Below are 24744 nucleotides of genomic sequence, written 5' to 3' on the forward strand. Positions count from 1 at the left end.
GATGGCGCGCACTTCGGAGGTGGTCAAGGCGCCGATCTGGTCGGTGGTCAGCGAAGCGACCTGGGCCGTGTTGAAGGCGGCGATCTGACCGGTGGTCAGGGCCTTCAGGTCGGTCGTTTCGATGGCCGAGACTTGCGCGGTGTTCAGCGCGGCCACCTGCGTGGTGCTCAGGGCGGCCAGTTGGGTCGAGTTCAGCGCCACGACCTGGTCGGTGGTCAGCGCGGCCACGCCGGCGGTGGTCAGGGCGCGGACGCCGGCCGTGTTCAAGGCACCGATGTCGGTGGTCTCGATGGCGGCCACTTGCGCGGTGTTCAGCGCGGCGACCTGGTTGGTGCCCAGGGCGGCGATCTGCACGGTGTTCAGGGCCACGATCTGGTCGGTGGTCAGGGCGCCGACGTTGACGGTGCTCAGGGCGCGCACGTCAGCGGTGTTCAGCGCGGCGATCTGGTCGGTGGTCAAGGCCGCCGTCTGGGCGGTGTTCAACGCCGCCATCTGGGCCGTGGTCAGCGCCTTGATGTCGGTCGTCTCGATCGCGGTGATCTGGCTGGTGTTCAGCGCGGCGATCTGCGAGGTGCCGAGGGCGGCCACCTGGCTGGTGTTCAACGCGGCGATCTGGTCGGTGGTCAGCGCGGCCACACCGGCGGTGGTCAGGGCGCGGACGTCGGCGGTGTTGAGCGCACCGATGTCGGTGGTCTCGATGGCGGCGACCTGCGCGGTGTTCAGCGCGGCGATCTGGTGGGTGCCCAGGGCCGAGATCTGCACGGTGTTCAGGGCCACGATCTGGTCGGTCGTCAGCGCCGCCACACCGGCGGTGGTGATGGCACGGGCTTCGGCCGTGGTCAGCGCACCGATCTGGTCGGTCGTCAGGGCGGCGACCTGAGAGGTCGTCAGGCCGGCGATCTGCGCGGTGGACAAGGCCTTGATGTCGGTGGTTTCGATGGCCGCGATCTGGTTGGTGTCCAGCGCAGCGATCTGCGAGGTGCCCAGTGCGGCCAGTTGCGTGGAGTTCAAGGCCACGATCTGGTCGGTCGTCAAGGCGGCGACGGCGGCGGTGGTCAGGGCGCGGACGTCGGCGGTGTTGAGCGCACCGATGTCGGTGGTCTCGATGGCGGCGACCTGCGCGGTGTTCAGCACGGCGATCTGGTTGGTGCCCAGGGCCGAGATCTGCACGGTGTTCAGGGCCACGATCTGATCGGTCGTCAGGGCGGCCACGCCAGCGGTGGTGATGGCGCGGGCTTCGGCCGTGGTCAATGCACTGATCTGGTCGGTGGTCAAGGCGGCGACCTGGGCCGTGTTGAAGGCGGCGATCTGACCGGTGGTCAGGGCCTTCAGGTCCGTCGTCTCGATGGCCGCGATCTGGGCTGTGTTCAGCGCCACGACCTGGGATGTGCCCAGTGCCGAAAGCTGGGCCGAGTTCAGGGCCGTGATCTGGTCGGTCGTCAGCGCGGCGACGGCGGCGGTGCTCAGCGCACGGACGGCGGCGGTGTTCAAGGCACCGATGTCGGTGGTCTCGATGGCGGCGACCTGCGCGGTGTTCAGCACGGCGACTTGGTTGGTGCCCAGGGCCGAGATCTGCACCGTGTTCAGGGCGACGATCTGGTCGGTTGTCAGGGCGGCGATGCCGCTGGTCGTCAGGGCGCGGGCTTCGGCCGTGGTCAATGCACTGATCTGGTCGGTCGTCAGCGCGGCGACCTGGGCGGTGTTGAAGGCGGCGATCTGGCCGGTGGTCAGGGCCTTCAGATCAGTCGTTTCGATGGCGGCGATCTGGGCCGTGGTCATCACGGCGACTTGCGTGGTGCCCAGGGCCGAGATCTGGGCCGAGTTCAAGGCCGTGATCTGGTCCGTGGTCAGCGCGGCGACGGCGGCGGTGCTCAGCGCACGGACGTCGGCGGTGTTCAGGGCGCCGATGTCGGTGGTTTCAATGGCGGACACCTGCGCGGTGTTCAGCACGGCGATCTGGTTCGTCCCCAGTGCGGCGATCTGGGCGGAGTTCAAGGCCACCACCTGGTCGGTGGTCAGCGCGGCGACGCCGGAGGTGCTGATGGCGCGGGCTTCGGCCGTGGTCAGCGAACCGATCTGGTCGGTGGTCAGTGAGGCGACCTGGGCGGTGTTGAACGCGGCGATCTGGGCCGTGCTCATGGCTTTCAGATCGGCGGTTTCGATGGCGCCGATCTGGTTGGTGTTCAGCGCGGCAACCTGCGTGGTGCCCAGCGCGGCGATCTGCGTGGAACTCAGCGCGGCGATCTGGTCGGTGGTCAGGGCGGCAACGTCGGCGGTGTTCAGGGCGCGCAGGGCGGCCGTGCTCAAAGCGCCGATGTCGGTGGTCTCGATGACGGACACCTGGGCCGTGTTCAAGGCGGCCACCTGGGCTGTGCCCAAGCCGCTGATCTGCACGGTGCTCAAGGCCACGATCTGGTCGGTCGTCAGGGCGGCGACCTGGTCGGTGCCCAGTGCGCCGGTCTGCGTCGAGCTCAGCACGGACACCTGGTCGGTGGTCAGCGCGGCCACGGCAGCAGTGCTCAAGGCGCGGATGTCACCGGTGTTGAGGCCGGCGATGTCGGTGGTTTCGATGGCCGAGACCTGGGCCGTGTTCAGCACGGCGACCTGGCTGGTGGCCAGCGCGGCGATCTGGGCCGAGTTCAGCGCGACGATCTGGTCGGTGGTCAGGGCGCCCACGGCGGCCGTCGTCAGGGCACGGACACTGGCCGTGTTCAAGGCGGTGATCTGGTCGGTGGTCAGCGTGACGACCTGCGCGGTGTTCAGCGCGGCGATCTGGGCCGTGGTCATGGCCCGCACGTCCAGCGTCTCGATCGGCGAGACCTGGTTGGTCGTCAGCGCGGCGATCTGGGCCGTGGTCAGCGAGGAAATCTGCGTCGAGGTCAGCGCGACGATCTGGTCGGTGGTCAGCGCGGCCACGGCGGACGTGCTCAAGGCACGGATGTCGGCGGTGTTCAGGGCGCCGATGTCGGTGGTCTCGATGGCCGAAACCTGGTTGGTGTTCAGCACGGCGACCTGGCTGGTGGCCAGGGCGGCGATCTGGGCCGTGTTCAGGGCCACGATCTGGTCGGTCGTCAATGCGCCAATGGCGGAGGTGCTCAGGGCACGCACATCGGCGGTGTTGAGCACGCCGACCTGGTCGGTCGTCAGCGAGGCGGCCTGGGCCGTGTTCAGCACGGCGATCTGGGCGGTCGTCATCACCTTCAGATCGGTGGTTTCAATGGCCGAGATCTGGTTGGTGTTCAGCACGGCGACCTGGCTGGTGCCCAGGGCGGCGACTTGGGTCGAGCTCAGGGCCACCACCTGGTCGGTCGTCAGGGCGCCGACCGCGGCGGTGCTCAAGGCCCGCACGCTGCTGGTGCTCAGGCCGGCGATGTCGGTCGTCTCGATGGCGGAGACCTGGGCCGTGTTCAGCACGGCCACCTGGGCGGTGCCCAGGGCGCCCAGTTGCGCGGAGTTCAGGGCCACCACCTGGTCGGTGGTCAGCACGGCGACCTGGTTGGTGCCCAGGGCGGCCACTTGGGTGGTGCTCAGAGCCGACACCTGGTCGGTGGTCAGGCCGGTGACGGCCGAAGAATTCAGCACACGGATGTTGGCCGTGTTCAAAGCGCTGATGTCGGTGGTCTCGATGGACGAGACCTGGGTGGAGTTCAGCGCGGCCACTTGCGAGGTGCCCAAGGCGCCCACTTGGGCCGAGTTCAGGGCGACGATCTGGTCGGTGGTCAGGGCACCCACGGCGGCGGTGCTCAGGGCCCGCACGTCGGCGGTGTTCAGGGCGGTGACCTGGTCGGTGCTCAGGGCCACCACTTGGGCCGTGTTCAGGACGGCGATCTGGGCGGTGGTCATCACCTTCAGGTCCGTCGTCTCGATGGCGGCGATCTGGTCGGTGTGCAGCGCGGCAACCTGGTCGGTGCCCAGCGCGGCCACCTGGGTGGAGCTCAGCGCGGCAATCTGGTCGGTCGTCAGGGCGCCGATGGCCACGGTGTTGAAGGCGCGGACATTGGCGGTGCTCAAGGCACCGATGTCGGTCGTCTCGATGGCCGAGACCTGGGTGGAATTCAGCGCGGCCACTTGCGACGTGACCAGGGCGGCCACCTGGGCCGAGTTGAGGGCGACGATCTGGTCGGTGGTCAATGCGGCCACGGCGGCGGTGCTCAAGGCACGCACATCGGCGGTGGTCAGGGCGTTGATCTGGTCGGTGGTCAGGGCCGCGACTTGCGCGGTGTTGAGCACGGCCACCTGGGCGGTGGTCATCAACTTCAGGTCGGTCGTTTCAATGGCCGAGATCTGGGCGGTGTTCAGCACGGCGACCTGGTTGGTCGCCAGCGAGGCCAGTTGCGACGACGTCAGCGCGACGATCTGGTCGGTGGTCAGCGAGGCGACGGCGGCGGTGGTCAGCGCACGGATGCTGGCGGTGTTCAGCGCGCCGATGTCGCTGGTGTCGATGGCCGCCACCTGGGCGGTGTTGAGGGCGCCCACCTGGGTCGTGCCCAGGGCAGCGATCTGCGCGGTGTTCAGCGCAACGATCTGGTCGGTGGTCAGGGCGGCCACGCCGGCGGTGGTCAGCACGCGCACATCGGCGGTGGTCAGCACGCCGATCTGGTCGGTGGTCAGAGAGGCCAGTTGGGCGGTGTTGAAGACGGCGACCTGTGCCGTGTTCATCACGGCCAGGTCCGTGGTCTCGATGGCGCTGATCTGCGTGGTGTTCAGCACGGCGACCTGGCTGGTGCCCAGGGCGGCGATCTGTGCCGAGCTCAGGGCGGCGATCTGGTCGGTGGTCAGCGAGGCGACGGCGGCGGTCGTCAGCGCGCGGACGCTGGCGGTGCTCAGCGCGCCGATGTCCGAGGTGTCGATCGCGGCGACCTGGGCCGTGTTCAGCGAAGCCACCTGGGTCGTGACCAGGCTGGCGATTTGCGCGGTGTTCAGTGCGACGATCTGGTCGGTGGTCAGCGCAGCCACGGCAGAGGTGGTCAAAGCGCGCACATCGGCGGTGTTCAGCGCGGCGACCTGGTCTGTGGTCAGCGCGGCGACATGCGCCGTGTTAAAGGCGGCGATCTGCGCGGTGGTCATCACGCTCAGGTCGGTCGTCTCAATGGAGGCGATCTGGTCGGTGGTCAGCACGGCGACCTGGTTGGTGGCAAACGAAGCCACCTGGGCCGTGGTCAGCGCAGCGATCTGGTCGGTGGTCAGGGCGCGCACGGCGGCCGTGTTCAACGCGCGGATGTCCGCGGTGTTCAAGGCACCGATGTCCGAGGTGTCGATGGCCGAGATCTGGCGGGTGTTCAGGGCCGCGACCTGGTGGGTGCCCAGGGCGCTGATCTGCACGGTCGTCAGGGCGACGATCTGGTCGGTGGTCAGCGCGGCGATGCCCGCGGTCGTGATGGCGCGGGTCTCACTCGTGGTCAGCGCGCCGACCTGGTCCGTGTTCAAGGAGGCGATCTGCGCCGTCGTCATGGCGGCAATCTGGCCGGTGGTCAGCGTGCGCAGGTCGGCGGTGTCGATGGCGGCGATCTGGGCGGTGGTCAGGGCCACGACCTGGCTGGTGCCCAGGGCGGACAGCTGCGCCGACGTCAGAGCGATGATCTGGTCGGTGGTCAGCGCGGCCACGGCGGCGGTGTTCAGCACGCGCATGTCGGCGGTGTTGAGCGCGCCGATGTCGCTGGTATCGATGGCGGCGATCTGCGCGGTGTTCAGCACGGCCACTTGCGTCGTGCTCAAGGCGGCCAGGTGCGCGGAGCTCAGCGCGACGATCTGGTCGGTGTTCAAGGCGCCGACGGACGTGGTGGTCAAGGCCCGCAGGTCGATGGTTTCAATGGCTTGGATTTGCGCCGTCGTCAACGCGCCGATCTGTGCCGTGTTGAACAGCACCCAGTCGGACGTGGCGAGGTTGACGATCGATTGGGTCGAAAGTGCCGCGATCTGCGTGGTGGACAGCAGTGGAATCAGCGAAGCCATGGATCAAACCCCTTGTGGGAAATTGCGGCTGGCAAACGGCTCGAACCGCCCACCAAAAAACCTTGGATAGAACTGTCTTGGAGGCTAAGGCTCGGCCCCAACCTTCAAAGCTTGAAAAAGACGGGGCATTCAGAACCGATTTCAGCCCGCGAGATTCTTCAAGTCATCCTCGGACTTATCGGCGGCGACTAAATAGACTGAAGGCGGGGCGCCCGCGGGTGAGGCTTGCCGCGGCATGGGGCGGGTGCTGTTTCGTGAACTGCATCACGCAGTCCGCTTATCCAAGTCAGGGCGACTTGATGTTTCCCATTGGTAAACGCCCCTGGCGGCGTCTACTTTTTCACGGCAATGCGTGAAATCAAGGGAGAGTACTGACTTCAGCCCTCAAACCCAGCCAGCGCTCGGCCACCTGGGCCAAGTGGGCGGGTGAACCGGTGGTCCAAAGGCGGGTCGATGGCTGGCTGCTTTCAGCATGGCCCGCCAAGCCGGCGCTGACCCGCTGGGTCTGGCGCGCGACTGCTTCGGCGGTGTCGATGATGCACACCTCCGGCCCCAAGGCTTGCTGAAAGAGCGGGGCCACGAAGGGGTAGTGGGTGCAGCCGAGCACGACGGTGTCGACCTCGGCCTGGCGCAGTGGCGCGGAAAAGGTTTCAACCAGGGTGCGCAATGCCGGGCTGTCCAGTTGGCCGAACTCGATTTCCTTGGCCAGGCCGGGGCAAGGTTGCGCGACGATCAAGGCATCGTGGCCGTGCGATTCAATCAAGCGTTTGAATTTACCGCTGGCCAGGGTGCCGGGCGTGGCCAAGACCCCGATGCGTTTGCGGGCCGACAAGGCCACGGCCGGTTTGACGCCAGGCTCGACCCCCACGATGGGCACTTCTGGCCAGCGTTGGCGAAGCGTGTGGACCGCCATGGCCGTGGCGGTGTTGCAGGCCACCACCACGGCCTGTGCGCCCTGGCTCAACAAAAAACCGCTGATCGCCAGGGATCGCTCGGCGATGAACGCGTCATCGCGTTCACCGTAAGGGGCGTTCGCCGAATCCGCGATATACAAGAGCTGTGCTTGTGGCATGTGCTGCCGCAGCGCGCGCAACACCGACAGGCCGCCCAGCCCCGAATCGAAGAGCCCGATGCGCAATCCATCACCAAGACGGGTGTCCGGGGGCGGGGCGGCAACGGTCACAATGTCGGGCTGGGTCATGTGGGCGCTATTTTCCTCTGAATAGAGGGGAGAAAAGCTGTCCGAAGCCCAGAACTCGCGCTAGAATCGAACGATCGTGCTTTTTTGGGCATGTTTTCTTATCAACTATTCCTCATGACGCAGGAGAACAAGGCATGAAGGTTCTGGTTCCGGTCAAACGTGTTGTTGACTACAACGTGAAAGTCCGTGTGAAGTCTGATGGTTCTGGCGTGGACATCGCCAACGTCAAGATGAGCATGAACCCCTTTGATGAAATCGCCGTCGAAGAGGCCACGCGCCTCAAAGAAAAAGGCATCGTCACTGAAATCATCGCCGTGTCCGTCGGCCCTGCCCAAGCCCAGGAAACCCTGCGCACGGCCATGGCCATCGGCGCTGACCGCGGCATCCTGGTCGAAGTGGCAGACGAGGTGCAGCCCCTGGGCGTCGCCAAGATCCTGGCCGCCTTGATCGCCAAGGAAAAGCCCGACCTGATCATCCTCGGCAAGCAAGCCATCGATGACGACAGTAACCAGACCGGCCAGATGGTCGCCGCCCTGGCCAACCTGCCCCAGGGCACGTTCGCCTCGAAGGTGGAAGTCGCTGGTGGCAAGGTCAACGTGACCCGTGAAGTCGACGGTGGTCTGGAAACCGTGTCCCTGAGCCTGCCGGCCGTGATCACGACCGACCTGCGCCTGAACGAGCCCCGCTACGTCACGCTGCCGAACATCATGAAGGCCAAGAAGAAGCCGCTTGAAACCATCAAGCCCGCTGACCTTGGCGTGGACGTGACGTCGCGCATCAAGACCCTGAAGGTTTCTGAGCCGCCCAAGCGCTCCGCCGGCATCAAGGTGCCCGACGTGGCCACCCTGGTGAGCAAGCTCAAGAACGATGCCAAAGTGATCTGAGGAGACAACAACCATGACCGCTCTCGTCATTGCTGAACACGACAACAACAGCCTGAAAGGCGCCACGCTCAACACCATCACCGCTGCCAAGCAAGCCGGTGGCGATGTGCACGTGCTGGTCGCTGGCTCCAACGCCGCCGCCGCGGCTGCCGCTGCCGCGCAAGTCGCTGGCGTGACCAAGGTGCTGCACGCCGACGGCGCGCAGTTCGCCGACGGCCTGGCTGAAAACGTGGCCGCCCAGGTGCTGGCCGTGGCTTCCAGCTACAGCCACCTGTTCTTCCCGGCCACGGCCTACGGCAAGAACATCTCGCCCCGCGTCGCCGCCAAGCTGGATGTCGCCCAGGTGTCGGAAATCTCCAAGGTCATCAGCGCCGACACGTTCGAGCGCCCGATCTACGCCGGCAACGCCATCGCCACCGTGCAATCCACGGATTCGGTGAAGGTCGTGACCGTGCGCGGTACCGGCTTCGACGCCGCCGCCACCACCGGTGGTTCTGGCGCCGTTGAGACCATCGCTGCCGTCGCCGACAGCGGTTCCTCGAGCTTCGTGGGCCGTGAAGTCACCAAGAACGACCGTCCTGAGCTGACCGCCGCCAAGATCGTGGTGTCCGGTGGCCGTGCCCTGGGTTCCGCCGAAAAGTTCAACGAAGTCATGTCGCCCCTGGCCGACAAGTTGGGCGCTGCTCTGGGCGCCTCGCGCGCCGCTGTGGACGCTGGCTACGCCCCGAACGACCTGCAAGTCGGTCAAACTGGCAAGATCGTCGCGCCTCAGCTGTACATCGCCGCCGGCATCTCCGGCGCGATCCAGCACTTGGCCGGCATGAAGGACTCCAAGGTGATCGTCGCGATCAACAAGGACCCCGAAGCCCCGATCTTCCAGGTGGCCGACTACGGTCTGGAAGCCGATCTGTTCGTGGCCGTGCCCGAGCTGATCAAGGCCTTGTGATCGATCGAGTTTGATTTTTTGATTCAACACCGCTGAATTGGCGGATGCAAATGCCAGACAAACCGTCTGTCTGATGCTTGCGGGGGCACCTTACAAGGTGCCCCCTTTGTCGTTATCCGGAGAGAACATGACCTACCGCGCCCCCGTCAAAGACCAGCTGTTCTGCATGAAGGAACTTGCAGGCCTGGACCAGATTGCCCAGATCCCCGGCTTTGAAGATGCCGGCATCGAAACCGCCCAGGCCGTGCTCGAAGAGTCGGCCAAGTTCAACGAGAACGTCGTGGCCCCTTTGAACTGGAGTGGCGACCAGGACCATGGCTCTTGGGACAATGGCGTGGTCCGCGCCTCCAAAGGCTTCAAGGAAGCCTACCGCCTGTTGGCCGAAGGCGGCTGGCAAGGCCTGCAGCAGCCTGCCGAGTTCGGCGGCCAGGGCCTGCCCAAGACCATCGGCGCGGCGTGCATCGAGCACACCACGGCGGCCAACCTCAGCTTTTCGCTGTGCTCGATCCTGACCGGCGGCGCCATCGAGGCCCTGTTGGTGGCCGGCAGCGATGAACTGAAAACGCGCTACATCCCCAAGATGATCGAAGGTGCCTGGACCGGCACCATGAACCTGACCGAGCCGCAAGCCGGCTCCGACCTGGCGCTGGTGCGCTCCAAGGCCGTCAAGCAGGACGACGGCAGCTACCGCATCAGCGGCCAGAAGATCTTCATCACCTATGGTGAGCACGACATGTCCGAGAACATCGTGCACCTGGTGCTGGCCCGCACGCCCGACGCGCCTGAAGGCGTCAAGGGCATCAGCCTGTTCGTGGTGCCCAAGTTCCTGGTGAACGAAGACGGCTCCAACGGCAAGCGCAACGACGTGTACTGCGCTTCCATCGAAGAAAAGCTGGGCATCAAGGCCTCGCCCACGGCGGTTCTCGTGTTCGGTGACGACAAGGGTGAAGTGGGCGCGGGCGCCATCGGCCACATCGTGGGCGAAGAAAATCGCGGCCTGGAATACATGTTCATCATGATGAACGCCGCCCGCTTCGACGTGGGCGTGCAGGGCATCGGCGTGTCCGAGCGCGCCTACCAGCAAGCCGTGGCTTACGCCAAGGACCGCGTGCAATCGCGTCCTGTCGATGGCTCGCAGCCCGGCTCGGCCGCGATCATCCACCACCCCGACGTCAAGCGCATGCTGATGACCATGCGGTCGCTGATCGAAGGCGCACGTGCCATGGCCATCGTGGGCGCTGCCGCCTACGACACGGCCCACCACCACGCCGACAAGGCCGTGGCCAAGCAGGCCCAGGCCGTCTACGAATTCCTGGTGCCCCTGATCAAGGGCTTCAGCACCGAGAACTCGGTCGAGATCACCTCGCTGGGCGTGCAAGTGCACGGCGGCATGGGCTTCATCGAAGAAACCGGCGCGGCCCAGTACTACCGCGACTCGCGCATCCTGCCCATCTACGAAGGCACGACCGCCATCCAGGCCAATGACCTGGTCGGCCGCAAGACTTCGCGCGATGGCGGTGCTTTGGCCAAGGCCATCGCGGCCCAAATCGCCGACACCGAAGGTCAATTGGCCGCGTGTGACAGCGCGCAGGCCAAGAACTTGGCCAAACGCCTGAAGGCCGGCCGCGAGGCCTTCCTGCAGGTGGTGGATTTCGTCGTGGCCAATGTCCGCAGCAATCCCAACGCCGTGTTTGCCGGCTCCGTGCCTTACCTGATGCTGACGGCCAACCTCGTCAGCGGCTGGCAACTGGGCCGCGCCTTGTTGGTGGCCGAAGAGCGCCTTGCGGCCGGCGAAGACGCCGACTTCATGAAGGCCAAGATCGCCACCGCCAGCTTCTATGGCGACCACATCCTGCCCCGCATCGGTGCCTTGCGCGACAGCATCCTCGAGGGGGGTGACAGCGTGACCGCGATGGCGCTCGACTCGTTCTGATCTTTCTGATTGATTGACCCAGGCAAGGATGCCCTTCACTCGGTTCGACCGGTGAGGGCATCCTTTTTCTTTGGCCATTTCTTTGGCACGTAGGAGTTCATTCACATGACTTTGCCCGCGATCCTCAAAAGCGTTCCCTTTCCCGTCATCGCTTCGCCGATGTTCATCTTGAGCACGCCCGCTCTTGTCATCGAGCAATGCAAGGCTGGCGTGGTGGGTTCGATGCCCGCGCTCAATGCCCGCCCGGCCGCCCAGCTGGAAGAGTGGCTGATCGAGATCACCGAGGCCCTGGCCGCCCACAACGCCGCCAACCCCGACAAGCCCGCCGCACCCTTCGCCATCAACCAGATCGTGCACAAGAGCAATGACCGGCTGGAGCACGACCTGGCCCTGTGCGTGAAGTACAAGGTGCCGATCGTCATCACCTCGCTGGGCGCGCGCACCGATGTGAACGACGCCGTGCACAGCTATGGCGGCATCGTGCTGCACGACATCATCAACAACAAGTTCGCCAAGAAGGCGATCGAGAAGGGCGCCGATGGCCTGATCGCGGTGGCAACCGGTGCCGGTGGCCATGCGGGCACCATCAGCCCGTTCGCGCTGATCGCCGAAATCCGCGAGTGGTTCGATGGCCCGATCGCGCTGTCGGGGGCCATTGCGACGGGTGGTGCTGTGCTGGCGGCCCAGGCCATGGGTGCTGACTTTGCTTACGTGGGTTCGGCCTTCATCGCCACCGATGAAGCGCGCGCGGTCGAGGACTACAAGCAGATGGTGGTCGACAGCAACAGCGACGACATCCTTTATTCCAGCAAGTTCACGGGCGTGCATGGCAACTACCTGAGGCCATCCATCGTGCGTGCGGGCATGGACCCGGAGACCCTGGGCAATGGCGACCCCAGCCAGATGAACTTCGACAGCAATGCCAGCAGTGGCAAGGTCTGGAAGGACATCTGGGGTTGCGGGCAGGGGATTGGTGCGGTCAAGAAGGTGGTGCCGGTGCGTGAATTGGTGGCACGGCTGAAGGCGGAGTATGCGCAGGCGCGTCAGCGCCTGGTCTGATCGATCTGTGGTCGTGGCATCGGGAGATGCCTTTCTTCATGCCTTGAATTGGCAGCGCGAGGTGGGGACTGGCCGTGGTTGTTTGAGCGAAACGGTCAAAGGCCGTGCAGCGAGTTCCGCGGCCCCACCTCGGCGCGAGCATCGCAAGGCAGTCCCGCATCGCGGGACCACCAAGCTGAAGCCCTGCCGGATGCCGCCCCAGTCCCCCGCCCCGCGCTGCCTCAAAAAGCCAAGGCCTGTGAACAGCAGCGGCCCAGAAAGCTAGCTCGTCCTCAACCCCAATTTGAACGCAATCATCGCCCTCAACTTGGTCGGCACCACCGGCTTGACCAGCAGGTGGAAGTTGTACTGCGCCGCGTCCGCCTCGTGCCCCGTCATCGTGCTGCCTGTCACCATGATGGCGGGCAAGTCAGGGCCAAAGCGCGCGCGCATGGCCTTGATGGCCTCGATGCCGGTCAACTGCTCGGGCAGTCGGTAGTCCACGATCAGCAAATCGGGCTTGGCCTCGGTGGTCTGAGCCCAGGCCTCCACGCCCGCCACGCTGTCGAAGGCGCTCACCGTGGCACCCCAGCCTTTCAGCAGCACCTGCAAGCCCTCCAGCACCGCCAGTTCGTCTTCCACCACCACGATGTGGCGGCGGTCCAGCGTGACCCCCAAGGCGGGCTTGCTCGGGATGCTGCTGCGCTGCATTCGGGGTGCGCGGCCAATCGGCAACATCAAGGTGAATACCGTGCCATGGCCCACGCGCGAGCGAAGCGTCAGCGGTGCTTCCATCAGGTCGGCCAGGCGCTTGACGATGGACAGGCCCAGGCCCAGGCCCTTGCGGTGATGCGGTTCCAGCGGTCGGCCGCTTTGCGTCTGGTAGAACTCGTCGAAAATGCGGACTTGCTCCTTTTCGGCGATGCCGATGCCGGAGTCCCAGACCTGCAGGCACAACTGGTCGCCACGCACGCGGCAGGTCACCAGCACGCCGCCATCCTCGGTGTAGCGGATGGCGTTGGAGACCAAATTGCGCAAGATGCGCTCAACGATCACCGGATCGGCCAGGGCATGGTGCTGTTCACCCCTGAAACTCAGCATCAGACCCTTTTCAAAGGCCGTGGGCTCGAAGTGCAGTCGGATGCGGTTGAACAACTCCTGCATCGAGAAGTGCTCGGGCTCGATGTCGACGGCGCCGGTGTCGATCTTGGTGATGTCGAGCAGCTCGCTGAACAGGCCCTCCAGGGCGTCGACCGAACTGTTGATGCTGTTGACCAGGTGGACGACTTCCTCGTCCTTGTTGCGTTGGCGCAAGGCTTCCGCGAACAGGCCCATGGCATGCAGGGGCTGGCGCAAGTCGTGGCTGGCGGCGGCGAAGAACTGGGTCTTGGCGCGATTGGCGGTTTCGGCCAAACGCTGGGCGCTTTCGGCGGCGGCGGTTTCACCGCGCAGCTTGATGGCGAGTTCTTGCGTTTGCAACTTGTGCTTGACCATCTCGGCAAACACATTGCGGAAGGCCCAGGCCACGGAGGTGGTGCACACGCCCAGCAGGAACCAGATGCCTGCCATCTGCAGGTCGTGCGGCTGGCCGTGGAAGGCCGAGCGCAGGATCATGGTGCCGAAGTACATGGTCATGCACACCAAGAAAAGCTTGGTCTGCATTGCCATGAAGGGCACGGAGCCGATGGCGAATGAATAAATGATCAGCATGAGCGCCGTGCGCTCGAAAGACCCGCCGAAATCGTAGAACAACACGGCGGCCAAGCACCAGGTGGCGGCGTTGAAGCCGGCGCCCAGGGCCCACAGCAGCAGCCAGCGTTCGTGGTCGACCACGTCTCGCCGCGCGGCCCGCTCGAAGCCATACATGAGTCCGATGCGCGCCAGCCAGATCAGGAGGAAGGTGGCCGTCCAACCCAACAACATGGGATGGGGCACGTGCGGCCAGTAGATGGCCGTGGTGACGGCCATGCCCAGGATGTGCCCGAACAGGCCGGAGCCGGTCTGGCTGTACACCGAGCGCACGGTGTCGGGAACCAGCGCCGCCTTGGGCGGTGCTGGGGTGGTGTCCGGCACGGTGCTGGCGCCGGTCGCCAGGGCAGGGGGCGCCGTGCTCATGACCGGTCAGCGGGCATTGGGGCGCCAGGCCGAGAAGCCGCTTTGCTTCTGCAGCATCTGGCTGACCGCGATCACGGCCTGGGTGCGGGAGCTGACGCCCAGGGCGCGGAGCACGGCGGCCACGTGGTCCTTGACGGTTTCCACCGACAGGCCCAGTTCGCGGGCGATCAGCTTGTTGGGTTGTCCCTTGAGCAGCAGGGCCAGCACGTCGGATTGCCGGGGCGTCAGGCCCAGTTGAATCAAGGATGGCACGCTCTGGAAGCCGGCTTCGACCGCTTCCTGCTGGACATTGGGCACGGGCGTGGGCGCCTTGCCGGGGTTGAAATCGGAACCCATGCTCATCGGCGGCACGTAAACACCGCCTTTCATGACTTGGTGCAGTGCGTCGATCAGGGTTTCGTTGCTGGCGCGCTTGGGCACGAATCCCATGGCGCCCATGTCGATGGCGCGGATCACATCGCTCGTGCGGTCGGAAGCGGAAATCACGACCACGGGCAAGGCGGGGTAGCCGGCGCGCAGTTCGGCCAGCAGGTCGAAGCCATCGTCCTCACCCAGGTGCAGGTCGAGCAGCACCAGATCGACGTTCTCGTCGGCGCGCAGGGCCTCGCGGGCGGTTTTACCGCTGGAGGCAGTCGACACGGTGACGTTGTCCCCCAGGCCCTGGATGACCGACTGCAGGGCGGCCAGGATCAGCGGGTGGTCGTCGATCAGCAGGACCTTCATGAATAACTCCTTGGATTCGTCCCGTTATTTCGGGATATGACTTTGTCGATTTCCTGAATGATAGGGGCAAGCCGGGCTCAATCTGCTTGGCAACTGGTCGATAACGCGACAAGGCATCTCTGGATATTGATGGTTTCCTCTGTCAAAGCACGTGAAGGAACGGCATGGTCCCCCACCATGCTGGAGCCACAGGCAGTGCCTGCAGAACCGGTTGTCCATTTGGGCATGCCGGACGTGCTGGCCTGCGTGCGTGCGACCCTGGACACCGATGGCTGGGGCCCGGGCAGCACGGCCCTCGTGAGCCAGGTGGGCCGTTTTCTGGGGGCCTCGCGGGTTTCACTTGGCTGGATCACCCGGGACACCCTGAAAGTGGTGGCCCTGTCGGATGGCGTGGTCATGGAAGAAGGCGTGGCCATCCCGGAACTGCACCAGGCGATGCTGGAGGCTTCCCACCAGCACACGACCCTGGTCTGGCCCCCCACCAGGGCCATGAACGAACGCATCACCCTGGCGCACCAGGCCTTGTCCAAAACGCAAGGTTTGAGTGGCCTGGTCTCGGTGCCCCTGGCCCGGCATGGGCAGGCGTTGGGCGTGCTGGTCTGCGAGCGCGCGGTTCAGGCCGATCCCCTGCGCCCCAATACCAGCGATGCGTCGGGCGCCTTCTTGCCCGAACAGGTTCAGTGGATCGAGTCACTGGCTGAGGTGGCCGCCCCGATGTTGATGCTGCGCTACCAGGCCGACCGGCCCTGGCTGGACCGGCGTCGTGCGCAATGGTATGAATTCCGGCTGCGCCTGGCCGATCCAGCGGAGCGGGGCTTGCGCTGGGGCCTGGGCGGCCTGGCCGCCGTGTTGGTGGTGGGGGCCTTGGTGCCCATGCCCCACCAGGTCACCGCCAATGCGCGCCTGGAAGGGGCCGTGCAGCGCGTCATGAGCGCCCCGCAGGATGGCTTCCTCCGCGAGGTCATGGTGCGGCCGGGCGATGTGGTCAAGGCTGGCCAGGTGCTGGCGCAGTTGTCCGATGACGACCTGCAGGGCGCCCGGCGCGCCCGTTTGGCGGAAGTGGCCCAGCACGAGAATGAATTTTCCGAGGCCTTCGCCCGGGGTGACCGTGCCCAGGCCATGACGGCCCAGAACAAGCTGGCCGAGTCCAAAGCCGAGTTGTCGCTGATCGACCAGCAACTGACCCGATTGAGGGTGGTCGCGCCTTTCGATGGGGTCGTCATCCAAGGGGACCTGCGCCAGCAACTGGGCGCGCCGCTCAAGCGCGGTGAGAACCTGCTGACGCTGGCACCGGGTCTGGATTGGCGCGTGGTGCTGGAAGTGGATGAATCCGACATCGCCAGCCTGGAACGCGGCCAGGTGGCGGGCTTGCGCCTGGCGGCCTTGCCCGACCAGGCCATCGGCCTGCTGCTGGAGCGTGTCACGCCGGTGGCCAAGAACACGCCCAATGGCGTCAAATATGAAATCGAAGCCCGGCCGAATGGCGCGGGCGCGGGCGCCACGGGCTTGCGCCCCGGACTGCAGGGCGTGGCGCGCATCGAGATGCCGGCGCGGCCCCTGCTGTGGCGCGCGGCCGTGCGCAGCTGGCAATGGTTGCGCATGCTGGCCTGGACCTGGTTGTGAGCCCGGCCCATGCAAGACACGCTCCTGTCTCCTTACTGGTACCGCATTTCCGGCTTGCATCCGCGCTTGCGGCAGCATGTCAATGTGCGCATGCAGACCACGCGGGGACAGGCCTGGTACGTGCTGCACAACCAGGCCACGGGGCGCTTTCACCGGGTCAATGCCCAGGCCTATGAACTGGTGGGGCGCCTGGACGGGCGTTTCACGGTGGACGAGATCTGGCAGGTGCTGCTGAGCCACCTTGGCGACGAAGCACCCTCCCAGCACGACGTGATCCGCATCCTGGGGCAATTGACCGACGCGGGCCTGGTCCAGGCCGAAGTCACCCCGGACGTGCGCCAGATGCTGGCCGCCGACGAGCAGCGCTCGCAACGCGAGCAACGTGCGCGCCTCAACCCGCTGTCGTTCCGTTTGGGTTTGTTCAATCCCTCGGCCCTGCTGGAGCGCCTGCAGCCCTTGGTGCGGCGCCTGTTCCGGCCCTGGGTGGCCTGGTGTTGGTTGTTGATGGTGTCGGTGGCTTGCGTGGCCGCGGTGCTCAACCTGGACACCCTCCTGCCTTACGCCCAGCTTCATTTCATGAGCCCGGCCTTCCTGGCGATGGCCTGGGTGGTGTACCCGATCCTGAAGGGGCTGCACGAACTGGGGCACGCCATGGCCTTGCGCAAGCATGGTTGCGAGGTGCCCGAGGTGGGGGTGAATTTCTTCCTCTTCGTGCCCATGCCCTATGTGGACGCGAGCGCCTCCAACCGCCTGGTCAACCGCTGGCACCGCGTGCAGATCAGCGCGGCGGGCATTGCCGTGGAGCTCGCGCTGGCGTCCCTGGCGCTGGGCCTGTGGCTGCTGGTGGAAGATGGCTGGGTGCGGCAGGTCGCCTTTGTCGTGCTGACCATCGGCGGCTTGTCCACCCTGATGTTCAATGGCAATCCGCTGATGAAGTTCGACGGCTACTTCGTGGCCTGTGATGCGCTGGACCTGCCCAACCTCAGCAACCGCAGTTCGCGCGCCTTCGCGCAGTTGATGCGTGGCGCGGTCATGCGCCTTTTGCGCATGGATGCGCCGGTGGAGAACCAGGTCATCCACGGGGCCGACCGCCTGGAGCGTTGGGCGCTGTGGGGCTACGCCCCCCTGGCGTGGGGCTACCGCATCCTGGTGACCGTGATCATGGTCATGTGGGCGTCCGAGAAATCCTCCTGGCTGGGCATGGGCATCCTGGTGTGGTCGCTGTGGACGCTGGTGCTGGCGCCCGCGCGGGCCTGGCTGGACCAGCTCATGCAATCGCCGGGCTTCGACCGGGTGCGTGGTCGGGCCATGGTGGGCGCCGCCTTCGTCTTGGCGGGTTTGGCGGCGGTGGCGGCTTTCGTGCCGGTGCCGTCCAGCCTGATCGTGGAGGGCCTGGTGTGGTTGCCCGAACACGCTCAGGTGCGCGCTGCCAGCAATGGCCAGGTGGACACCGTCTGGGTGCGCAGCGGGCAGCGTGTTCAAGCGGGGCAGGCCGTCGTCTCGGTGCAGGATCCCGAGCTGGAGACCCGCCGGGCGGTGCTGCAGGCCCAGATCGACTCCCTGGAAAACGAACTGCATGGCACCTACACCAGCGATCCCTTGCGCATGAAGAACGCGCAGGACGCCCTGGTGCGGGACCGTGCCGCGATGGCGCAGCTGGACCAGGACTTGTCGCGCCAGATCCTGCGTGCTGGCGTGGGTGGTGAATTCGTGATGTCGCGCCAGGAAGACCTGGACCAGCACCAGGTGAACCGAGGTGAGCTGTTGGCCTACGTGCTGGCCGACGAGCCCAGCGTGATCCGCGCCGTGGTGCCCGAGCGCTCGGTGGACGCTGTGCGCCACCGGGTCAAATCGCTGTCCGTGGTGTTGGACGAGCAACCTGGCCGGGTGTGGCCCGCCAAGATGATCGGCGAGGTGCCCGCCGCGTCCGACAAGCTGCCCAGCGCGGCCCTGGGCGACCGCTCGGGCGGGCGCGTGCCCACCGATGGCGGCGACCCGGATGGCCTGCGCCCCGCCGAGCCTCAGTTCGTGATCGACCTGCTGTTGGAAGGCCGCATCCCGAGGACGGGCGGTCTGGCCCGTGTGCGCTTCGACCTGGCCCCGCAGCCTCTGCTGGCCACGGTGGCACAAAGCGTCCGCCAGTTGTTCCTCAAGCATTTTTCAGACACCAAGGGATAGAACAGCATGGACGCGGATGCCCACGGCTTGCCCTTCAGCCTCTGGTCGGACCAGGTGTCCCACCGTGGCCTGGTGCCACGCCCCGGGCCGGTGTTCGGCAGTTATCCCCTGCGTGACCTGCCGGTCCGCTCGACCAGCCCCACCATCGCCTGGGTGCAATCGGTGCTGGCGGCCCCGGCCAAGCCGTCTGCCCGGCAGGACAAGGCCATGCTGGGCCAGATCACCGTGGCCGAGAAGAGCTGGGCCAGCCTGAGCCAGCGCGAGTTCGAGGCGCGGCTGGCCACACTGCGCGTGCGCCTGAGCGTGTCGGGTTTCCTGCCTGAACTGGTGGCCGAGGCCTTTGGCGCCATCTGCCTGCAGGTCAAGCGCCACCTGGGTTTCTCGCTGCACGATGTGCAAAAGCGGGCCGCCTGGTGGATGCTGGGCAACCGCCTGGTGGAGATGGCCACCGGCGAGGGCAAGACCCTGACCGTGCTGTTGACCGCCGCCACCGCCGGCTTGGCCGGCGTGCCGGTGCACGTGATGACCGCGAACGACTACCTGGCACGCCGCGATGCCACGCAGCTCAAGCCCATCTACGAATCATTGGGCCTGAGCGTGGCCTGGGTGACCGCGGCCAGCACGCCGCCTGAGCGCCAGAAGGCCTACCAGCAGAACGTGGTCCACGTGACCGCACGCGAAGTGGTGTTCGACCACCTGCGTGACCGGGCCGCGCGCGCGGCGCTCGACACCGCCTCCATCGTGCTGCGTGGCCTGTGCATGGCCATCATCGATGAAGCGGACAGCATCCTGATCGACGAGGCCTGCACGCCCTTGATCCTGTCCAAGCAGGTCAGCCAGCGGGAAGCCGACCAGCGCTACCGCCTGGCCCTGTTCCTGGCGCGTCAGCTGGCGAAGGGGCGGGACTTCACCCAGCCCCAGCCCGGGTCCGTTCACCTGACCGAGGACGGCTCTGCCCTGCTGGCCACCCTGACCCAATCGCTGGAGGGCCCTTGGAAGCTCAAGCGCTACCGTGACGAGCAGGTGAGCCTGGGCCTGTCGGCCCTGCACTGCTTCCAGCGCGATGTGGATTACCTGGTGCGCGAAGACGGTGTGCACATCGTCGACGGCAACACTGGCCGCCTGGCCGTGGGCCGGGTCTGGTCGCGCGGCTTGCACCAGATGATCGCCATCAAGGAAGGCCTGGCGCCCGAGGCCGAGAGCGAAACCTTGACCGAGACCACCTACCAGTCCTTTTTCCCGCGCTACCACGCGCTGGCGGGGCTCAGCGGCACGGTGTTCGAAGGCCGGACCGAGCTGATGCGTGTGTTTGGCCTGCCCGTGGTGCGGGTGCCTTTGCGCCTGGCTTCGCGCCGCCAGGTGGGACCCACCCAAGTGCTGAACACCGCCGCGGACAAATGGCGTGAAGTGGTGCGCCGCGCGTCGGCCCAGGCGCAGGCTGGCCGCGCGGTGCTGATCGGCACCGACAAAGTCGCTGATTCCGACGCCTTGTCGCAGGCTTTCGCTCAGGCGGGCGTGCACCACCAGTTGCTCAATGCCCGGCAGGACGAGGCCAGTGGCGAAGCCGAGCAGGCCGTGATCGCGGCGGCGGGCCGGCCGGGCGCCATCACCGTGGCCACGCACATGGCCGGCCGCGGCACCGATGTCCACCTGGACCCCGAGGTGCTCAAGCGTGGCGGCCTGCACGTGATCAACACCAACCTGAACCCCTCCCGCCGAATCGACCGGCAACTGTATGGCCGCACGGCGCGGCAGGGCATGCCCGGCACTTGCGAATGCGTGCTGAGCTGGGAGGACGAGGCCATCCGCTCGGCTGTGGCATCGGGTTGGCTGGCAATGGGCCGCCAGCTCGCCACGGGGCTTGTGCCATCGCGGATGCTGGCGGTGTGGCTGTGCCGCCATGTGCAGCAGCGCAAAGAGGCCGCCAGCCGCCATCAGCGCTGGCATCTGCTGGTGAACGAGCGCCTCATGGCCCGGCAGTTGGCCCTGGCCGGACGCCAGGATTGGGACTGAACCCCTTTCTTATTCCACGGATTGCGTTCAAGGCGGAAAAGCCATGATGGCAATGCCTGAGGACGTTTAACGATGCGCTCTGGCAATACCCGGTTTGGGTGACTTAGTTGGCATGTGGGCGCGGACCCGAGGGAATCCCTCACTCAAGTCCACAGTCTTTCGGGCCGAAATGACGACGTATGTCAAAAAGTAAGCACCACCGGTTGTCCGAAAAACTGTGGTCCAGGAGCAAGCATTGAAGATCAAAGCGTTGAGCATGTTGGCAGCCTCCGCCCTCGGGTGGGGTGTGGGCTGCCGTGCTGAATCGCTGGGGTGCCTGATCGAACCGGACAGGGTGGCCGATGTCGGCACCCAGGTCGTGGGCGTCCTGGAACAAATGAAGGTCGAGCGCGGTGACACTGTGTCGGCCGGGCAGATCGTGGCGCGCCTGACCGCACAGGTCGAGCGCGCTTCTGTGAACGTGGCGCAGACCAAGTCCGCCGCCGACGCCGAGTACAAGCAGGCCGTGGCCTCGAACCAGTTGGCCCAGCGCAAGCTGGAACGCACCCGCGATTTGGTCAAGAAGGATTTCGTGTCCGACCAAGCCCTGGACCAGGCCGATGCCGAGGCCCGCGTGGCCGAGCAGCGCGTGGCCCAGGCCAAGGAAGCGCAGCGCGTGGCCCTGCGTGAGTACCAGTTGTCGGCCGTGCAACTGGGCCAGCGCGATGTGCGCAGCCCCTTTGACGGCGTGGTGATCGAGCGCTACCGCACCGAAGGCGAGCGCATCGAGCGCGAACCGCTGGTGCGTGTGGCCCGTGTCGACCCCTTGCGCGTCGAGGCCATCGTGCCAGCCGCCCAGTTCGGCTCGATCCTGGCTGGGCAGGGCGCTTTGGTCAAAACCGACCTGCCCAGTTTCGGCGCCCTGCAAGCCAAGGTGGTGCTGGTAGACCGTGTCATCGACCCGGCTTCCAACAGCTTCCGTGTGCGCATGACGCTGCCCAATCCGAACAACAAGATCCCCGCGGGTCTGCGCTGCCGGGTTGATTTCGTGGTGGCGCAGCCTGTGCCCAAGGATGCCTTGCCGGTGGTGCCCACGGTGCTGCCGTCGGTGCCGGCGGCGATCAGCCGGAAGCCGGGCGGCACGCCCCCTGTGAGTAAACGCCTGCCTGACCCGCTGGACATGTCGGTCCTGAAGAAAAGCATGGCGGAGGTGGCCAGCGCCTTGCCAGGTGCTCGTCTCGTCAAACAGGATGCGCCCCTTGACGCCCGCTCCGCGGTCAAGAGTTACCTGCTGATGCGCCAATCCCGGTTGAGCATCAGCACCTCGTTGGCTGCATCGGGCACGGCGCAGATCCAGTCCATGCCGGCCTTCGTGGTTCCCCGGATGATTGCGATGCGCTGAAGGACATGGGCATGCGGCGGGTTCTCCCTTCAAGCCGTTGCCGCGGAGCGTCTTTCCAGATCGAGGAGTTGGAGCCTCGGCTTCTGTTCTCCGCGGATGCGGCAACGCTGCTGGGCTTGCCGGTGACTCTGGCGGCGCCGGCCGAATCGGCGCGTGCCACAGAGACCGCGGCGGCGGATGCCACCGCGGCGTCGATCCCGGTCATGCAGGCGGTGGTGACGTCGCCTTCCGCGGCCGAGACCTCCTCGGTGCGGCATGAGCTCGTGTTCGTGGACGCTTCGGTGCCCGACGCCGACCAGCTGATCGACGGCATCAAGGCCGATGCAACGCCCGACAAGCTGATCGAGGTGGTCGTGATTCAAGCCGGGGAAGATGGCCTGGCGGTCATCACCAAGGCCTTGCAGCAACGCCATGACCTGGACGCCGTCCACATCATCAGCCACGGCGATGCCTCGGGCCTGCAATTGGGCGCCACCCGGCTGGACTCGGCCAGCCTGAATGAGCACCTGGGTGATGTGGCGGGCTGGGGCACGGCCTTGTCGCAGGAGGCCGACCTGCTGCTTTACGGTTGCGACTTGACCAGCACGAGCGGTGGCCAGGCTTTGGTGGACAACCTGGCCTTGTTGACGGGCGCCGACGTGGCGGCCAGCAAGGACCTCACGGGTTCGGCCGCCTTGGGGGGCAACTGGTTGCTGGAGTACCAGCACGGCCAGATTGAATCGACGGTGGTCGTCGATGGCAGCTTGGCCAGCACCTGGAACCACACGCTGGCCACCACCTCTTTCCAGGATGGCACCGGTGGCTACACCAGCACGACCGACACCTTCTTGGAACTGCTGGGCCCGGCCAACAACAACAGCGCCGACACCACTTTGAGCGCAGGGCGGGCCACCACGCAGAACGGCTTTCAGACGCTGGTCAAGTTCGAGGACATCATCGGTGCCAGCGCGGGTCAGATCCCCCAAGGCTCGGTCATCACCAGCGTCACGTTGACGATGTACATGACGTCCAGCCCGACGTTCACGAACCCGACCTTCAGCCTGTACCGTATGCTGGCCGCGTGGACCGACACCTCGACGTACGCCTCCATGGGTGACGGCATCGATGGCGCTGAATACAAATTCTCGGCTGACCAGACCATCACCGACTCTGGCGCCAAGTCTTACACCTTTGCCAGCAACGCCGCGATGATCGCGACGGTGCAGGCCTGGGTGAACAATCCGTCGAGCAACCAGGGCTGGTACCTTTTCTGCGACGACAACTCGTCCCAGGCGAGCTTCGCGTCCGCGGAAAACGCCACGGTGGCCAACCGCCCCAAGCTGTCGGTGACGTACACCCAGCCAACACCCCAGACCGTCGATCTGGACGCCAACAACAGTTCGGGCGCCACCGGCAGCAATTACACCGGCGCCTTCACCGAGCAGACACCCGTCAAGATTGCCGACACCGACGCGACGATCTCGGGCGGCACGGCCACCAACCTGACCAGCATGACGGTGACCCTCACCAACCCGCTGGACGGGGCGCTGGAATCGTTGTCGGCCACGAACACGGGCAACATCACATCCTCGTACAACAGCGGCACGGGTGTGCTCACGCTGTCGGGCAGCGACACGGTCGCCAACTACCAGACGGTGCTTCGCAGCATCACCTACAACAACACGTCCGACAATCCCAACACGACCAGCCGCACGTTCAATGTCGTGGCCACCGACTCCAATGGCACCACCACGAACACCGCCACGACGACCCTGTCCGTGACCCGCGTCAACGACGCGCCCGTCATCAGCAGCAACGGCGGCGGCGCCTCGGGCTCGGTCAACGCGTTCGAGAACCAGACGGCCGTGACCACGGTGACGGCCACCGATGCCGACAGTGGCGCGCTGACTTATTCGATCTCGGGCGGCGCGGACGCGGCCAAGTTCACGATCGACGCGACCACGGGGGTTATGACCTTCATCACCGCCCCCAACTTCGACAGCCCGGGCGATGTCGGGGCCAACAACGTCTACGACGTGATTGTGCGGGTGACCGATGGCTCGCTGGCCGACACCCAGGCCCTGGCCGTCACGGTGCTCAATGTGAACGAGGTACCGATCGGCACGAGCAAGACCGTGACCACCAACGAGGACACGGCCTACACCTTCACGGTGGCGGACTTCGGCTTCACGGACCCGAACGACTCGCCGGCCAACACCTTGCTGAGCGTGAAGATCACGACCCTGCCGGCGGCGGGCAGCCTGACGCTCAATGGCGTGGCGGTCACGGTCGGGCAGTTCGTGTCGGCGGCCAACATCGCTTCCGGCTTGCTCAAGTTCACACCGGCGGCCAATGCCAATGGCGCCGGCTACGCCAGCTTCACTTTCCAGGTGCAGGACAACGGCGGCACGGCCAATGGCGGCGTGAACCTGGACGCCACGCCCCGCACCATGACGGTCGATGTCACCGCGGTGAACGACGCGCCGGTGGGCACGAACACCACCGTCACGACGCTGGAAGACACGGCCTACACCTTCTCAGCCGCGGATTTCGGTTTCACCGACCCTAACGACACCCCCGCCAACACGCTGTCGGGTGTGAAGATCACGGCCTTGCCGGCCACGGGCAGCCTCACGCTCAATGGGGTGGCGGTCACGGCAGGGCAGGTCATCTCGGCCGCGAACATCGCCTCAGGCCTGCTCAAGTTCACGCCCGCGTCGAATGCCAATGGCGCGGGCAACGCCAGCTTCACCTTCCAGGTGCAGGACAACGGCGGCA

Annotated in this window: 13 protein-coding genes; 9 read left to right on the plus strand and 4 right to left on the minus strand. The window is 65.9% G+C overall.

Annotation, left to right across the window (positions count from 1 at the left end; genetic code table 11):
- On the minus strand, positions 1-5952 hold a 5952-nt coding region (locus tag ACREB4_RS19130; RefSeq protein ID WP_431589842.1), incomplete at its 3' end, for a heme utilization protein.
- A gap of 358 nt (positions 5953-6310) precedes the next feature.
- A complete protein-coding gene (gene murI, locus ACREB4_RS19135) occupies positions 6311-7153 on the minus strand; it encodes a glutamate racemase (protein ID WP_431589843.1) in 843 nt (280 codons plus the stop codon).
- Between the two features lie 134 nt (positions 7154-7287).
- On the opposite strand from murI, the gene ACREB4_RS19140 reads away from it, so the two are divergent.
- The 4 genes from ACREB4_RS19140 (at position 7288) to ACREB4_RS19155 (ending at position 11975) form a co-directional block, all read left to right on the plus strand.
- Positions 7288-8037, plus strand: coding sequence for an electron transfer flavoprotein subunit beta/FixA family protein (locus tag ACREB4_RS19140; protein ID WP_431589844.1), 750 nt, complete (start codon positions 7288-7290; stop codon positions 8035-8037).
- A 13-nt stretch (positions 8038-8050) separates the two neighbouring features.
- The gene (locus ACREB4_RS19145; RefSeq protein WP_431589845.1) at positions 8051-8983 is read left to right on the plus strand and encodes an electron transfer flavoprotein subunit alpha/FixB family protein; all 933 of its coding nucleotides are present in this window, start codon (positions 8051-8053) and stop codon (positions 8981-8983) included.
- 127 nt (positions 8984-9110) lie between these two features.
- Complete coding sequence (locus tag ACREB4_RS19150) at positions 9111-10916, plus strand: acyl-CoA dehydrogenase (protein ID WP_431589846.1); 1806 nt, start codon at positions 9111-9113, stop codon at positions 10914-10916.
- A 105-nt stretch (positions 10917-11021) separates the two neighbouring features.
- On the plus strand, positions 11022-11975 hold the full coding sequence (locus ACREB4_RS19155; RefSeq protein WP_431589847.1) for an NAD(P)H-dependent flavin oxidoreductase: 954 nt from the start codon (positions 11022-11024) through the stop codon (positions 11973-11975).
- Positions 11976-12236: 261 nt separating this feature from the next.
- Here the strand turns inward: ACREB4_RS19155 and ACREB4_RS19160 are convergent, their stop codons facing one another.
- On the minus strand, positions 12237-14069 hold the full coding sequence (locus ACREB4_RS19160; RefSeq protein ID WP_431589848.1) for an ATP-binding response regulator: 1833 nt from the start codon (positions 14067-14069) through the stop codon (positions 12237-12239).
- A 6-nt stretch (positions 14070-14075) separates the two neighbouring features.
- Positions 14076-14792, minus strand: coding sequence for a response regulator transcription factor (locus ACREB4_RS19165; protein WP_431589849.1), 717 nt, complete (start codon positions 14790-14792; stop codon positions 14076-14078).
- A gap of 225 nt (positions 14793-15017) precedes the next feature.
- On the opposite strand from ACREB4_RS19165, the gene ACREB4_RS19170 reads away from it, so the two are divergent.
- The 5 genes from ACREB4_RS19170 to ACREB4_RS19190 form a co-directional block, all read left to right on the plus strand.
- Positions 15018-16415, plus strand: coding sequence for an efflux RND transporter periplasmic adaptor subunit (locus ACREB4_RS19170; protein WP_431589850.1), 1398 nt, complete (start codon positions 15018-15020; stop codon positions 16413-16415).
- Positions 16416-16424: 9 nt separating this feature from the next.
- On the plus strand, positions 16425-18593 hold the full coding sequence (locus ACREB4_RS19175; RefSeq protein WP_431589851.1) for a PqqD family peptide modification chaperone: 2169 nt from the start codon (positions 16425-16427) through the stop codon (positions 18591-18593).
- Positions 18594-18599: 6 nt separating this feature from the next.
- Positions 18600-20606: a DEAD/DEAH box helicase gene (locus ACREB4_RS19180; protein WP_431589852.1), complete on the plus strand. Its 2007-nt coding sequence runs from the start codon at positions 18600-18602 to the stop codon at positions 20604-20606.
- Positions 20607-20862: 256 nt separating this feature from the next.
- On the plus strand, positions 20863-21987 hold the full coding sequence (locus ACREB4_RS19185; protein WP_431589853.1) for an efflux RND transporter periplasmic adaptor subunit: 1125 nt from the start codon (positions 20863-20865) through the stop codon (positions 21985-21987).
- 11 nt (positions 21988-21998) lie between these two features.
- Positions 21999-24744: DUF4347 domain-containing protein (locus ACREB4_RS19190; protein WP_431589854.1), on the plus strand; the 2746-nt coding region annotated here is incomplete at its 3' end.

This window comes from Aquabacterium sp., from assembly GCF_050725395.1.
Taxonomy (GTDB): Bacteria; Pseudomonadota; Gammaproteobacteria; order Burkholderiales; family Burkholderiaceae_C; genus Aquabacterium.

Bases quoted from the DNA above. Each gene is read 5' to 3' on its own strand.
- murI (WP_431589843.1), bottom strand. From the start codon at position 7,153: ATGACCCAGCCCGACATTGTGACCGTTGCCGCCCCGCCCCCGGACACC.
- ACREB4_RS19140 (WP_431589844.1), top strand. From the start codon at position 7,288: ATGAAGGTTCTGGTTCCGGTCAAACGTGTTGTTGACTACAACGTGAAA.
- ACREB4_RS19145 (WP_431589845.1), top strand. From the start codon at position 8,051: ATGACCGCTCTCGTCATTGCTGAACACGACAACAACAGCCTGAAAGGC.
- ACREB4_RS19150 (WP_431589846.1), top strand. From the start codon at position 9,111: ATGACCTACCGCGCCCCCGTCAAAGACCAGCTGTTCTGCATGAAGGAA.
- ACREB4_RS19155 (WP_431589847.1), top strand. From the start codon at position 11,022: ATGACTTTGCCCGCGATCCTCAAAAGCGTTCCCTTTCCCGTCATCGCT.
- ACREB4_RS19160 (WP_431589848.1), bottom strand. From the start codon at position 14,069: ATGAGCACGGCGCCCCCTGCCCTGGCGACCGGCGCCAGCACCGTGCCG.
- ACREB4_RS19165 (WP_431589849.1), bottom strand. From the start codon at position 14,792: ATGAAGGTCCTGCTGATCGACGACCACCCGCTGATCCTGGCCGCCCTG.
- ACREB4_RS19170 (WP_431589850.1), top strand. From the start codon at position 15,018: ATGCCGGACGTGCTGGCCTGCGTGCGTGCGACCCTGGACACCGATGGC.
- ACREB4_RS19175 (WP_431589851.1), top strand. From the start codon at position 16,425: ATGCAAGACACGCTCCTGTCTCCTTACTGGTACCGCATTTCCGGCTTG.
- ACREB4_RS19180 (WP_431589852.1), top strand. From the start codon at position 18,600: ATGGACGCGGATGCCCACGGCTTGCCCTTCAGCCTCTGGTCGGACCAG.
- ACREB4_RS19185 (WP_431589853.1), top strand. From the start codon at position 20,863: ATGTTGGCAGCCTCCGCCCTCGGGTGGGGTGTGGGCTGCCGTGCTGAA.